This window comes from Nocardioides pinisoli, assembly GCF_024199985.1.
GTDB classification, from domain to species: Bacteria; Actinomycetota; Actinomycetes; order Propionibacteriales; family Nocardioidaceae; genus Nocardioides; species Nocardioides pinisoli.
Map to the genome: position 1 here is coordinate 292,870 of NZ_JANARS010000002.1, position 12,798 is coordinate 305,667.

General features: G+C 72.8%; 15 protein-coding genes. 14 read left to right on the forward strand and 1 reads right to left on the reverse strand.

Annotated elements, in window-relative coordinates:
- Window positions 1–27: 27 nt before the first annotated feature.
- The 10 genes from ftsW to NCI01_RS05445 all read left to right on the forward strand — a co-directional run bounded on the left by ftsW (window position 28) and on the right by NCI01_RS05445 (window position 9,390).
- Window positions 28–1,338, forward strand: a complete 1,311-nt coding sequence (gene ftsW / locus NCI01_RS05400; protein WP_254180452.1) for a putative lipid II flippase FtsW — start codon at window positions 28–30, stop codon at window positions 1,336–1,338.
- Window positions 1,339–1,349: 11 nt separating this feature from the next.
- Window positions 1,350–2,429, forward strand: a complete 1,080-nt coding sequence (gene murG / locus NCI01_RS05405; protein WP_254180453.1) for an undecaprenyldiphospho-muramoylpentapeptide beta-N-acetylglucosaminyltransferase — start codon at window positions 1,350–1,352, stop codon at window positions 2,427–2,429.
- Window positions 2,426–3,838 carry a UDP-N-acetylmuramate--L-alanine ligase gene (gene murC / locus NCI01_RS05410; RefSeq protein ID WP_254180454.1) on the forward strand — a complete coding sequence of 471 codons (1,413 nt, stop codon included), beginning with the start codon at window positions 2,426–2,428 and terminating at the stop codon, window positions 3,836–3,838. The genes murG and murC overlap by 4 nt, the downstream gene beginning before the upstream one ends.
- Complete coding sequence (locus tag NCI01_RS05415; RefSeq protein ID WP_254180455.1) at window positions 3,839–4,789, forward strand: cell division protein FtsQ/DivIB; 951 nt, start codon at window positions 3,839–3,841, stop codon at window positions 4,787–4,789.
- A gap of 250 nt (window positions 4,790–5,039) precedes the next feature.
- Entirely contained in the window at window positions 5,040–6,284 is a 1,245-nt protein-coding gene (gene ftsZ / locus NCI01_RS05420) for a cell division protein FtsZ (RefSeq protein ID WP_254180456.1), read from the forward strand.
- Between the two features lie 38 nt (window positions 6,285–6,322).
- Window positions 6,323–6,976: a purine nucleoside phosphorylase YfiH/LACC1 family protein gene (locus tag NCI01_RS05425; RefSeq protein WP_254180457.1), complete on the forward strand. Its 654-nt coding sequence runs from the start codon at window positions 6,323–6,325 to the stop codon at window positions 6,974–6,976.
- Window positions 6,973–7,674, forward strand: coding sequence for a YggS family pyridoxal phosphate-dependent enzyme (locus NCI01_RS05430; protein ID WP_254180458.1), 702 nt, complete (start codon window positions 6,973–6,975; stop codon window positions 7,672–7,674). Before NCI01_RS05425 ends, NCI01_RS05430 begins: the two co-directional genes overlap by 4 nt.
- Window positions 7,675–7,735: 61 nt before the next feature.
- Window positions 7,736–8,221, forward strand: coding sequence for a cell division protein SepF (locus NCI01_RS05435; protein WP_254180459.1), 486 nt, complete (start codon window positions 7,736–7,738; stop codon window positions 8,219–8,221).
- 15 nt (window positions 8,222–8,236) lie between these two features.
- A complete protein-coding gene (locus tag NCI01_RS05440) occupies window positions 8,237–8,530 on the forward strand; it encodes a YggT family protein (RefSeq protein WP_254180460.1) in 294 nt (97 codons plus the stop codon).
- Between the two features lie 104 nt (window positions 8,531–8,634).
- Entirely contained in the window at window positions 8,635–9,390 is a 756-nt protein-coding gene (locus NCI01_RS05445) for a DivIVA domain-containing protein (RefSeq protein ID WP_254180461.1), read from the forward strand.
- Between the two features lie 95 nt (window positions 9,391–9,485).
- On the opposite strand, the gene NCI01_RS05450 is transcribed toward NCI01_RS05445, so the two are convergent.
- Window positions 9,486–10,091 (reverse strand): hypothetical protein, encoded by a 606-nt coding sequence (locus tag NCI01_RS05450; protein ID WP_254180462.1) that lies wholly within the window; start codon window positions 10,089–10,091, stop codon window positions 9,486–9,488.
- Window positions 10,092–10,122: 31 nt separating this feature from the next.
- Here NCI01_RS05450 and NCI01_RS22610 point away from each other — a divergent pair, with 31 nt between their 5' ends.
- The 4 genes from NCI01_RS22610 to NCI01_RS05470 are packed head-to-tail and all read left to right on the forward strand — an operon-like array spanning window position 10,123 to window position 12,761.
- Window positions 10,123–10,584, forward strand: coding sequence for a TraR/DksA family transcriptional regulator (locus NCI01_RS22610; RefSeq protein WP_254180463.1), 462 nt, complete (start codon window positions 10,123–10,125; stop codon window positions 10,582–10,584).
- Window positions 10,557–11,138, forward strand: a complete 582-nt coding sequence (gene lspA, locus NCI01_RS05460; protein ID WP_254180464.1) for a signal peptidase II — start codon at window positions 10,557–10,559, stop codon at window positions 11,136–11,138. Before NCI01_RS22610 ends, lspA begins: the two co-directional genes overlap by 28 nt.
- Complete coding sequence (locus NCI01_RS05465) at window positions 11,135–12,073, forward strand: RluA family pseudouridine synthase (protein ID WP_308213188.1); 939 nt, start codon at window positions 11,135–11,137, stop codon at window positions 12,071–12,073. The genes lspA and NCI01_RS05465 overlap by 4 nt, the downstream gene beginning before the upstream one ends.
- A complete protein-coding gene (locus tag NCI01_RS05470; RefSeq protein WP_254180465.1) occupies window positions 12,063–12,761 on the forward strand; it encodes a GNAT family N-acetyltransferase in 699 nt (232 codons plus the stop codon). Before NCI01_RS05465 ends, NCI01_RS05470 begins: the two co-directional genes overlap by 11 nt.
- Window positions 12,762–12,798 lie beyond the last annotated feature (37 nt).

Here is a 12,798-nt window from a genome sequence, read left to right on the forward strand (position 1 = left end):
GCCACCGACCCGAGGGGAGCCGCGACGATGACCACCGTCAACCCCGGAGGAGTCGGGCTGGACGCCGGCCCGGGCCCGTCCCTCGACCCGCAGCCCGAGCAGGGTGACGGCTCGACCGCGGCCGGACGTCCGCCGCTGGGGTCGGGGCTCGTCGCGGGGTGGCGGTCGGTCCGCGACGCGCTCGACAAGCCGCTCGCGTCCTACTACCTCCTGCTCGGGTCGTCGGCGCTGCTGCTCACCATCGGCGTGATCATGGTGCTCAGCGCGTCCAGCGTGCGGTCCTACCTCACCTACGACGACTCCTACGCCGTGGTGAAGCGGCAGCTGCTCTGGGTGGTCCTCGGGGTCCCCGCCGCCTGGGTGGCGTCCCGGATCCCCGTGCGGCACGTCCGCCGGCTCGCCTACCCCGGCTTCCTGGTCGCCCTGGTGCTGCTCGGCCTCGTCGCCCAGTTCGGCGTGCTCATCAACGGCAACAAGAACTGGCTCGCCCTCGGCCCGGTCAACATCCAGCCCGCCGAGATCGCCAAGCTCGCGATCGTGCTGTGGGCCGCCAACATCTACGCCCACAAGGAGCGCCGCCTGCGCGAGCTGCACCACCTGCTGGTGCCGGTCGTGCCCGGGCTCTTCGCCGTCATCGGCCTCGTGCTGGTCGGCCGCGACCTCGGCACCGCGATGGTGCTGGCGGCGATCCTCCTCGGGATGCTCTGGGTGGTCGGCGCGCCCCTGCGGCTCTTCGGGCTCAGCCTGTCCGTGCTCGGCGTGGCCGCCGTCGCGCTGGCCGCCACCGACCCGGAGCGGCTCGAGCGGATCACCCACTTCACCGACCCGTTCAAGGACTACACCGACGCGGGCTGGCAGCCCGCCCACGGGCTCTACGCCCTGTCGAGCGGCGGCTGGTTCGGCCAGGGCATCGGTGCCTCGACCCAGAAGTGGGGCGACCTGCCCGAGGCGCACACCGACTTCATCTTCGCCGTGCTCGGCGAGGAGCTCGGCCTCGTCGGCACCCTGCTCGTCATCGGGCTCTTCTTCACCATCGCCTACGCCGCCGTCCGGGTCGCGCTCAGCACCGAGGACCCGTTCGTCCGCTACGCCACCTTCGGCATCGTGGTGTGGCTGCTCGGCCAGATGATGATCAACGTCGGCATGGTGCTCGCCGTCCTGCCGGTCATCGGCATCCCGCTCCCGATCGTGTCCTACGGCGGATCGGCCCTGCTGCCCTCGCTCGTGGCCCTCGGCCTCGTGATCGGCTTCGCGCGCCGCGAGCCCGAGGCGGCGGCCGCGCTGGCGGCACGCCGACGCAACCGCTCCGCCGGTCTGTCCGCGGGTCGCGCTCGCTAGATTTGCCCCCGATGCGCGTTCTCCTCGCCGGCGGCGGCTCCGCCGGCCACACCTCGCCCCTGCTCGCCACCGCCGACGCCCTGCGCCGGCTCGACCCGTCGACCCAGATCACCTGCCTCGGCACCCGCGAGGGGCTCGAGGCCCGGCTCGTCCCCGAGGCCGGGCTGCCGCTCGAGATCGTGCCGCGCGTCCCGCTCCCGCGCCGACCCGGCCCCGACCTGCTCCGTACGCCGACCCGCCTGCGCGCCGCGCGCGCCGCCGCCCTCGAGGTGGTCGACCGGGTGCGTCCCGACGTGGTCGTCGGGTTCGGCGGCTACGTCTCCGTCCCGGCCTACCTCGCCGCCCGCAAGCGCGGCGTGCCGATCGTCGTCCACGAGGGCAACGCGATCCCCGGCATCGCCAACAAGCTCGGCGCCCGCATGACCACGCACGTCGCGACCAGCTTCCCCGGCACCGACCTGCCGCGCGCCGTCTGCACCGGCCTGCCCGTCCGCCGGCTCATCTCGACGATGGACCGGGGAGCGCTGCGGGCCGAGGCGCTCGCCACCTTCGGCCTGCGCGACGACCTGCCCACGCTCCTGGTGACCGGCGGCTCGCAGGGGGCGGCGCGGATCAACGCCGCCGTCTCCGGGGCGGCGCCCGCCCTCGCCGCGGCCGGCGTGCAGGTGCTGCACGTCGTCGGGCCCAAGCACGAGGTCACCATCGCGGCGAGCGAGGTGCCCTACGTCGCGCTCAACTACGTCGACCGGATGGACCTGGCCTACGCCGCCGCCGACGCGGTGCTGTGCCGCTCCGGCAGCAACACCGTCACCGAGGTCTCCGGCGTCGGGCTGCCGGCGATCTACGTGCCGCTGCCGATCGGCAACGGCGAGCAGGCGCTCAACGCCCGCCCCGTCGTCGACGCCGGCGGCGGGCTGCTCGTCTCCGACGCCGCGCTGACGCCCGAGTGGGTCGCGGCCAGCGTGCCCGGGCTGCTCCACGACCCCGAGCGGCTCGCCGCCATGGGAGCCGCGGCCACCGGCGTCATCCCGCTCGACGCGGACGAGAAGCTGGCCCGGCTCGTCCTCGACGCAGGGGGCGCACGCCCGTGAGGATCCCGGTCCCCGACGAGGTGCTGCCCGCCGCCGAGCTCGGACGGGTGCACTGCGTCGGCATCGGCGGCGCGGGCATCTCCGCGATCGCCCGCATCATGGCGCGGCGCGGCATCGCGGTCACCGGCAGCGACGACCACGACACGCCGTTCCTGCCCGCCCTGCGCGAGCTCGGCGTGACGTGCCACCTCGGCTACGACGCCGCCCGCGTCGGTGACGCGGACACGCTCGTGGTGACGACCGCGGCACGTGAGGACAACCCCGAGGTCCTCGAGGCCCGCCGCCGAGGCCTGCGGATCCTGCCCCGCTCGGCCGGGCTCGCCGCCGTGATGGCCGGCTCCCGCGTCCTCGCCGTGGCCGGCACCCACGGCAAGACGACGACAACGGGGCTGCTCACCTCCGCGCTGCTCGCGGCCGGCGTCGATCCGTCGTACGCCGTCGGGGGCGTGCTGACCGCCACCGGCCGCAACGCCGACGCCGGGGCCGACGACCTGTTCGTCGCCGAGGCCGACGAGAGCGACGGCGCCTTCCTGCACTACCGGCCCCACGCGGCGATCGTCACCAACGTCGAGGCCGACCACCTCGACAACTGGGGCACCGAGGAGGCCTACCACCGTGCCTTCGAGGACTTCGCCGACACGATCGACCGCGACGGCTTCCTCGTCTGCGTGGTCGACGACCCCGGCGCCGCCCGGCTCGCGGAGCTGGCCCGCGCGCGCGGCCTCGACGTCGTGACGGTGGGGGAGTCGTCCGCCGCCGACGTGCGCATCCACGACCTGACGCTCGCCGGCTCCACGTCGACGTGCCGCGTCACCCGCGGCGACGACGACCTCGGTGAGCTGCGGCTGCGCATCCCCGGTCGCCACTACGTCCTCGACGCGGTGGCCGCGCTGGCCATGGGCCTGCGCCTCGGCCTGCCCGCCGACGCCCTCGCCGAGGGCCTGGGCGGCTTCACGGGGACGGGCCGACGGATGGAGCTCAAGGGCGAGGTGGGCGGGGTACGCGTCTACGACTCCTACGCCCACCACCCCGTCGAGATCCGCGGTGACCTCGAGGCGGCGCGCGCGCTCGCCGGCGACGGCCGCGTCGTCGCCGCCTTCCAGCCCCACCTCGTCTCGCGCACCCGCATCTTCGGCGAGGCGATGGGCCGCGAGCTCGGCGCCGCCGACGAGGTCGTCGTGCTCGACGTCTACGTCGCCCGCGAGGACCCCGATCCGGAGGTCACCGGACTGCTCGTCGCTGACGCCGTGCCCCTGCCGGTCCAGCACGTGACCTACGTCGACGGGCTGGGCGCCGCCGCCCAGGCCCTCGCCGAGCGTGCGCGCCCCGGCGACCTGGTCATCACCCTCGGCGCGGGCGACATCACCGGCGTCGGGCCGCGGGTGCTCGACCTGCTCGGGGGTGGCTGAGTGGATCGCGAGGTGCCGGGGCCGGGCCCACGCGACCCGGGCAGCCTCACCAGCACCAGCACCGGCACCGGCCGCGACGCGCACGGCGAGGCAGGCACCGCCGAGGCGAGCAGTGGTCGGCCGGACGAGCGTCCGGCCGGCGAGCGGACGGGGCAGCAGACGGGGCAGCAGACGGGTCAGCAGACCAGCAGCCAGGCGGACAAGCAGGCAGGGCGTCAGGCCAGGTCGGCGCGCCGCACGCGCCGCCGCTTCGCCCGACGGCAGTGGGCCCGTCGCTGGTTGTCGCTGCGCTACGTCGTGGCGCTGCTGCTCGTCGTGGCGCTGATCGCCACGTCGGTCCACCTCGTCTTCTTCTCCACCAGGCTGCAGGTCAAGCGGGTCGAGGTCGTCGGCAACAGCCTGCTGAGCGACGGCCGGGTCCGTGAGGTCGCCGACGTCCCCCTGGGCGACCAGCTCGCCCTCGTCGACCTCGACCGTGCCGACGCACGCGTCGGCGCGCTCGCCGAGGTGGCGTCCGTCGACGTCACCCGCACCTGGCCCGACAGCGTGCGGATCTCGGTGGTCGAGCGCACCGCGGTGGCGGTGGTGGAGCTGGCCGGCCGGCTCCGCGGCCTCGACGCCGACGGCGTGGTCTTCCGCGACTACGAGACCGTCCCCCGGGGCATGCCGCGCGTGCGTCCCGGGACCGAAGCCGGCACCGACGCGCTGCGCGAGGCGGCCACCGTGGTGAGCGCCCTGCCCGACGACCTGGCGACCCGGGTCGACCACGTCGAGGTCGCCACCGTCGACCAGATCACCCTCGTCATGCGCGACCAGCGCGAGGTCCTGTGGGGGAGCGCGGAGGAGTCGGAGCTGAAGGCCCAGGTGGTCGACAAGCTGCTGGCCGCGCAGCGGGCGCCCTACTACGACGTCAGCGTCCCCGGCAACCCGACCTACCGCACCACTCCCTGACACACCACGCCCTGACGCACCGCGCCTCGTCCCGCCGAGCCGGGTGCGCCAGAAATTCTTCACCGACACGCGCCGCGTGGGCGTGTCCGGCGGCGATTCACGCCGCCCGGTGCCTAGTGTCTGGCGAAAGGCGAGGTTGACATAACTATAACCCTCAGGCTCACGGTTAGGGTTCCGCAGAGCCGCGGAGGGTGCAGCACCCTCGTCCCCGAGACTTCACACAGACCCACTCGAGAAAGGCCCCGGAGCCGTGGCAGCAGCGCAGAACTACCTGGCGATCATCAAGGTCGTGGGCATCGGTGGTGGCGGCGTCAACGCCGTCAACCGGATGATCGAGGTCGGCCTCAAGGGCGTCGAGTTCATCGCGATCAACACCGACGCCCAGGCACTCCTGATGAGCGACGCCGACGTCAAGCTCGACATCGGTCGTGAGCTCACCCGCGGCCTCGGCGCCGGTGCCAACCCCGACGTGGGCGCCAAGGCGGCCGAGGACCACGCCGACGAGATCGAGGAGGTCATCAAGGGCGCCGACATGGTCTTCGTGACCGCCGGCGAGGGCGGCGGCACCGGCACCGGCGGCGCGCCCGTCGTGGCTCGCATCGCCCGCTCGCTGGGCGCCCTGACGATCGGCGTGGTGACGCGCCCGTTCGCCTTCGAGGGTCGCCGTCGCGCCAACTCCGCGGAGGAGGGCATCAGCCAGCTCCGCGAGGAGGTCGACACCCTCATCGTCATCCCCAACGACCGGCTGCTGTCGATCACCGACCGCAACGTGTCGATCCTCGACGCCTTCAAGCAGGCCGACATGGTGCTGCTGCAGGGCGTCTCGGGCATCACCGACCTGATCACGACCCCCGGCCTGATCAACCTCGACTTCGCCGACGTGAAGTCGGTGATGGCCAACGCCGGATCGGCCCTGATGGGCATCGGCTCGGCGCGCGGCGAGGACCGGGCGGTCGCGGCGGCCGAGATGGCCGTCTCCAGCCCGCTCCTCGAGGCCAGCATCGAGGGCGCGCACGGCGTGCTGCTCTCCATCGCCGGCGGGTCCGACCTCGGCCTCTTCGAGATCAACGAGGCGGCTGCGCTCGTCTCGCAGGCCGCCCACGCCGAGGCCAACATCATCTTCGGTGCCACCATCGACGACGCGCTCGGCGACGAGGTCAAGGTGACGGTCATCGCCGCCGGCTTCGACGGCGGCATGCCCAAGCGCCGCCCCGACGGCCACGTGCTGCGCCAGGGGCAGCCGGCGCAGACGCAGGAGCAGACCCGGGCAGCCGCACAGCAGCTCGCCACGAAGCCGCCGGCGCCGTCGCGCAACGAGTCCAGCGCCCCGGCGCAGACGACCTTCGCCCCGTCGGCGCAGGACGGCCGCCCGTCGGCCCCGCAGCAGCCCGCGTCCCAGCCCGCCCAGCAGGCGCAGCAGCCCGCGCCGTCGCGGCCGGCCCGTCAGGTGCAGTTCGACGACGACGACCTCGACGTGCCTGACTTCCTGAAGTGACGCTGCTCCGTCATCGCGATCGGCTCGAAGGCGACCTCGTGATCGAGGTCGCCTTCACCGACGTCTCCCTGAGCCTCGGCGACGCGGCCGGTGCCGCCGTGCGGTCCGAGGCGCTGCGGCGCCTGGCCGAGGCGACCGGCGCGACGCCTGTGCTGATGCACCAGGTGCACGGGGCGGACGCCGCTCTCGTCGACGACCACGGCTCCACCGAGCCTCCGTCGTGCGACGCGCTCTTCACCTCGCGGCCCGGCGTCGCGTTGACGGCCCGTGCGGCCGACTGCGTCCCGGTGCTGCTCGCCGACCCCGCGACCGGATGGATCGCGGCCGTCCACGCGGGTCGCCCGGGCCTGGCCGCCGGCGTCGTGCCCGCAGCGGTCGCCCGCCTGCGCGAGCACGGGGGCGACCCCGCCGTCGCGTGGATCGGCCCCCACGTGTGCGGCGCCTGCTACGAGGTCCCCGCCGCCCTCCAGGAGGAAGTGGTCGCCCTCGTCCCCGAGGCGCGGTCCACGACGTCGTGGGGCACACCGGCGCTCGACCTGGGTGCGGGCGTGCGCGCGCAGCTCGCCGGTGTGGGCGTCGACGACGTACGCGTGGTCGACACCTGCACGCGCGAGGACACCTCCTGGCCGTCCTACCGACGAGACGGCGACGCGGCGACCCGGTTCGCCGGCGTGATCTGGAGCCACCCGTGACCGCGCGCGCGGACGCCATCGCCGCCAACCTCGAGGTCGTACGCCGCCGCATCGACACCGCCTGCGCCGAGGCCGGACGCCCGGAGGGCGACGTCTCCCTCGTGGTGGTCACCAAGTTCTTCCCCGCCTCCGACGTCCGTGTGCTCGCCGGGCTCGGGGTCACCGACGTGGGGGAGAACCGTCACCAGGAGGCCGAGGCCAAGGCCGCCGAGTGCGCCGACCTCGCGCTGCGCTGGCACTTCATCGGCGGCCTCCAGTCCAACAAGGCCGCGGCCGTCGCGTCCTACGCCGACGTGGTGGAGTCGGTCGACCGGGCCAAGCTCGTCGGGCCACTCTCCCGCGGCGCCCACGCACGGGGCCGCGACGTCGACGTGCTCCTCCAGGTCAGCCTCGACCCGCCCGGCGCCGGCAACCGCTCCGGGGCGGCGCCCGACGACCTCGACGGGCTGGCACGGCGCGTCGAGGAGGCCGGGCCGCTCCGGCTGCGCGGCCTGATGGCCGTCGCGCCGCTGGGGGAGGACCCGGACGCGGCCTTCGCCAGGCTCGCCCGCGTCCGTGAGTCGTTCCTGCTCGAGCATCCCGGGGCGACCGTGCTGTCGGCCGGGATGAGCGGCGACCTCGAGGCGGCGATCCGCCATGGCGCGACACACGTGCGTGTCGGCTCCGCGGTCCTCGGTGAGAGGCCCACGGTCCAGTAATGTCCACAACAGTCAACAGGTGCCCGGTCCTGGGTGCCAGGTCTAGCGGAGGAACAGTCTCATGAGCGGCGCGATGCGCAAGATCGGCGAGTACCTCGGCCTGCTCGAGGACACCGGCCACTACGACGACTACGACGGCGACACCGAGACCACGACCCACGACGCCGTCGACCAGCGTCCTGCCGTGGGCGAGCGTCGCCCTGCCCCCGTGTCCGACCTCGCCGAGCGCCGTCGTCCGGCACCGGTCCAGACAGGAGTCGTGGCCGAGTTGAGCCGCATCACCACCCTGCACCCCCGCAACTACAACGAGGCCCGTCTCGTCGGTGAGAACTACCGCGACGGCACGCCCGTGATCATGAACCTCAGCGAGATGGACGACAACGACGCCAAGCGCCTCGTCGACTTCGCCGCCGGCCTCATCTTCGCGACCCGAGGCTCGATCGAGCGGGTGACCAACAAGGTCTTCCTGCTGTCGCCGCCCAACGTCGCGGTCTCCGCCGAGGACAAGCAGCGGATCGCCGAGGACGGCTTCTTCAACCAGAGCTGACTCATACTTTCAGTCGTGGTGATCATCGGTTCGATCCTCTGGTACGTCCTCTTCATCTTCATCTGCCTGCTGTGGGTGCGCTTCATCGTCGACTGGGTCCAGGTGTTCGCGCGTCGGTGGGAGCCCAAGGGCCCGCTGCTTGTGGCCCTGGAAGGCGTCTACTCCGCCACCGACCCGCCGATCGTGGCGCTGCGCCGCGTCGTCCCGCCGTTGCGGATCGGTCAGGTCGCCCTCGACCTGAGCTTCCTGCTGGTGATGGTGGGAGCATGGCTGCTGCTCAACGTGGTCGCGACCATCTTCGGCCTCTAGAACCATCCGTCACACGGGTCACTGTGCCCGGTGACGTCCCGGGCGCTATTGTCTCCTGACAGCAGAGCCACCGTGATATCGATCGTGAAAGTTTGGGTGAGGTCATGCCGCTGACGCCTGAGGACGTGAGCAACAAGCGCTTTACGCCTGTCCGTCTCCGCGAGGGCTACGACATGGGCGAGGTGGACCAGTTCCTCGACGAGGTCGAGGCCGAGCTCGCCCGGCTGACCAAGGAGAACGACGACCTGCGGGCCAAGCTGTCGGCCGCGCAGTCCGGTGCCGCGTCCGCGCCCGCCCCGGCGACCACGTCGTTCGCCCAGCCCGAGCCGGAGCCCGAGCCCGAGCCGGAGCCGGAGCCCCAGCGGGCCGCGCCGGCGCCCGTGGCCGCTGCCGCGCCCGTGCAGACGATGCGCGTCGAGACGGTGCCCGAGGCGTCCAACGCCGCCGCGCGCCTGCTCGAGATCGCCACGCGCAACGCCGACGAGCTCGTCGAGGACGCCAAGAACGAGGCCGACCGCATCGTCGGCGCCGCGCGCACCAAGGCCGAGCGGGTCGAGTCCGAGGCCAAGACCAAGGCCGACCGCATGGAGGCTGACGCCCGCCAGCGTTCGCAGATGCTCGACTCCGAGACCGCCGAGCGCCGCCAGCAGATGTTCGGCGACCTGGAGAAGGAGCGCGACAAGCTCAACAGCGACGTCGAGACCCTGCGCCAGTTCGAGCGCGAGTACCGCTCCCGCCTGAAGACCTACTTCACGCAGCAGCTGGAGGCTCTTTCCAGCGGCGGCGAGACGCAGGCCCCGGTCGACAGCGGCAACGCGCCCAAGCGCCTCCGCTCGGTCCTCGGCGACGACGAGAACTGACCCGGCGCTCCAGTCCGGCATCGAGAACGACCGCCCCTCGGGGTGGTCGTTCTCGCATTTCGGCGAGCCGATGTTGGTTCGTCAGGATGCAGCGGCTAGCCTCCCTGCCACCGTGTGGTTCCCGCCACACCTGATGCATGCTGGAGGCCCTCGGAGATGGCTGGCACCACGCGCAAGTCCCTGGCCGGAACCGCGGCCGCCGCTGCGAAGCGGGTGATCGGTCGCAAGCGTGCCGCGAGCCCCGACGGTGCGGCTGAGACCCGGCCGCCGGCGAAGAAGAGCAGCTCCGCGAAGGCCACGAAGAAGGCGCCCGCGAAGAAGGCGCCCGCGAAGAAGGCGCCCGCGAAGAAGACCTCCGCGAAGAAGACCTCCGCCGCGAAGGCGCCCGCGAGCAAGACCCCTGCGGCCAAGGCCACCGCGAAGAAGGCGCCCGCGAAGAAGGCGCCCCCGGCCAAGGCCACCGCGAAGCAGGCGCCCGCGAAGAAGGCACCCGCGAAGAAGGCCCCTGCGACGAAGGCTGCCGCGAAGAAGGCGCCGGCCACGACCGCGGCGACCAAGGCCCCGGCGACGAAGAGCCCCGCGAAGAAGGCCCCTGCGAAGAAGACAGCCGCCAAGAAGACGGCGGCCAAGAAGACAGCGGCCAGGAAGACGACCCCCACGACGACAGCGGCCGCCAGTCCCGCGAAGAAGGCCGCGCCCACCACTGCCACTCCTACGAAGAAGGCTGCACCCGTGACGAAAGCCGCTCCGACGCCTGCCACGAAGGCCGCGCCGGCGAAGAAGGTACGCAAGGCCACTCCCGCAACCCTCGTGGTGCTCGAGGGTGAGGACCCCTGGACGAAGGCCGAGCTCAACGAGGTCGTCAAGGAGCTCAAGGAGCACCGCGACCGGCTGACGGCCATCGTGGGGCAGTCCGAGCAGGAGCTCGCCGGTCTGATGCGCGACGCCGGCGACGGCGCCGGCCACGACCAGGCCGACGTGGGGGCGACGAGCTTCGAGCGCGACCACGAGCTCACCGTGCTCGCCCGCGAGCGGGACACCCTGCAGCAGATCGAGCGGGCACTGGCCCACATCGACGACGGCTCCTACGGTGTCTGTGACTCCTGCGGCAACCCCGTGGGCAAGAATCGGTTGATGGCGGTGCCGCATGCCACACTGTGCATGTCATGCAAGCAGCGCGAGGAGCGTCGCTGAATCCCAGCGACCAGGCCGACGAGGCCGACCAGGTCCCGTCCCGACCCCGCGTCGACGCGCGGCTGGTGTTCGCGGCGGTGGCCCTCGTGGCCTACGCCCTCGACCTCGCCAGCAAGCAGTGGGCGCTGTCCGAGCTGGCCGACGGTGACATCCCCGTGCTCGGTGACTGGTTCACCCTCCACCTGACGTTCAACCCCGGCGCCGCCTTCAGCACCGGCACCGACTTCACCATCGTCTTCACGTGCCTGGCGATGGTGGCGGTCGCGGTGGTGCTGTGGCTGAGCCGCCGCATCGTCAGCACCGGCTGGGCGCTGGCGCTCGGCCTGCTGCTGGGCGGCGTCGCCGGAAACCTCACCGACCGGATCGTGCGCGAGCCCGAGCCGTTCCACGGGCACGTCGTCGACTTCCTGATGCTTCCCAACTGGCCCGTCTTCAACATCGCCGACATCTGCATCAACGTCGCGGCGGGCCTGATCATCCTCCAGACCTTCCGGGGCATCGCCCTCGACGGCACCCGCGACTCCGGGCACGGGTCCGATCGCGAGGATGCGTGACCACCCACGCCGAGCAGCGCACGGTCTTCGTCCCTGACGGTCTCGCCGGCGAGCGGGTCGACGCGGCGATGGCGCGGATGTTCGGCTTCTCGCGCACCCGGGCGGCCGACCTGATCGCGCAGGGCCTCGTGCAGGTCGACGGAGGCGCCGTCGGCAAGAGCGACCGGGTCCACGCCGGCTCCATGCTCGACGTGACGATCCCGGCCGAGCACGACCCGCTCGAGGTGAAGGCGGAGGTCGTCGAGGGGATCCGGATCATCCACGACGACGACGCCATCGTGGTCATCGACAAGCCCGTCGGCGTCGCCGTGCACCCCTCGCCGGGCTGGCGCGGGCCGACCGTCGTGGGGCACCTCGCCGGCGCGGGCTTCCGGATCTCGACGAGCGGTGCCAAGGAGCGCGAGGGCATCGTCCAGCGCCTCGACGTCGGCACCTCCGGCGTCATGGTCATCGCGAAGTCCGAGCACGCCTACTCCGTGCTCAAGAACGCGTTCCGCCACCGCACGGTCGACAAGACCTACCACGCCCTGGTGCAGGGGCACCCCGACCCGCTCGCCGGCACGGTCGACGCCCCGATCGGCCGTCACCCCCACCACGACTACAAGTTCGCCGTGATGGCCGACGGCCGCCACAGCGTCACCCACTACGAGACGCTCGAGGCGCACCGGTTCGCCAGCCTGCTCGAGGTGCACCTCGAGACGGGGCGCACCCACCAGATCCGGGTGCACATGAGCGCGCTCAAGCACCCCTGCGTGGGCGACCTGACCTATGGCGCCGACCCCACACTGGCCAAGCGGCTGGGGCTGGAGCGGCAGTGGCTGCACGCGATGCGCCTGGGCTTCGAGCACCCCGAGACCGGCGACCACGTCAGCTATGAGTCCACCTACCCCGACGACCTCGCGCACGCGCTCGACGTCATCCGAGATGAGCACTGAGCTCACCCTGCGCCCGGCGACGGTCGAGGACCTCGCCGTCGTCGCCGACCTCCACCTCGCGGCACGGCACGGCGCGGGTGAGGCCTTCCCGCCCCCGGTGCACCCCGACCACGAGGCGCGGGCCTGGGTCGCCGGCTGGGACCTGGCGTCGTACGACGTCTGGGTGGCCGAGCGCGGCGGCGAGCCGGCCGGCTACGCGCGCTGGACCGCGACCTGGCTCGACGACCTCTACGTCCACCCCGACCACCAGGGTCACGGCGTCGGGACCGCGCTCTTCGACCTCGTCGCGTCGATGCGCCCGGGCGGCTTCTGCCTGTGGGTCTTCGAGTCCAACGCGCCGGCGCGCGCGTTCTACCGCAGCCGGGGCTGCCTCGAGCTCGAGCGCACGGACGGGTCGGCCAACGAGGAGCGCGCACCCGACATCCGCGTGGCCTGGCCGGGTGCCGACCCGCTGACCTTCCTGCGCGGCCTGATCGACGAGGTGGACCTCGTGCTGGGCGACGTGCTGGCGCGTCGCACGGCCCTGACCCGGGCCGTGCAGGCGGTGAAGCCGTCCGACGAGCGCGACCCCGTGCGCGAGGCGGAGATCGCAGAGCGCGTGGCCGGGGTGGTGCCCGAGCTGGGCCCGGAGCGGGTGGCGCGCATCGTCGACGTGATCATCACCGAGTCGCTCGACGCCTCGCGCTGATCGTCGGGTCGTCCCGGACGCGGGACGACCGGCCACG

What these genes read in the sequence shown, in the direction of transcription:
- ftsW (WP_254180452.1), top strand. Translation starts at nt 28, where the DNA reads ATGACCACCGTCAACCCCGGAGGAGTCGGGCTGGACGCCGGCCCGGGC.
- murG (WP_254180453.1), top strand. Translation starts at nt 1,350, where the DNA reads ATGCGCGTTCTCCTCGCCGGCGGCGGCTCCGCCGGCCACACCTCGCCC.
- NCI01_RS05435 (WP_254180459.1), top strand. Translation starts at nt 7,736, where the DNA reads ATGAGCGGCGCGATGCGCAAGATCGGCGAGTACCTCGGCCTGCTCGAG.
- NCI01_RS05445 (WP_254180461.1), top strand. Translation starts at nt 8,635, where the DNA reads ATGCCGCTGACGCCTGAGGACGTGAGCAACAAGCGCTTTACGCCTGTC.
- lspA (WP_254180464.1), top strand. Translation starts at nt 10,557, where the DNA reads ATGCAAGCAGCGCGAGGAGCGTCGCTGAATCCCAGCGACCAGGCCGAC.
- NCI01_RS05470 (WP_254180465.1), top strand. Translation starts at nt 12,063, where the DNA reads ATGAGCACTGAGCTCACCCTGCGCCCGGCGACGGTCGAGGACCTCGCC.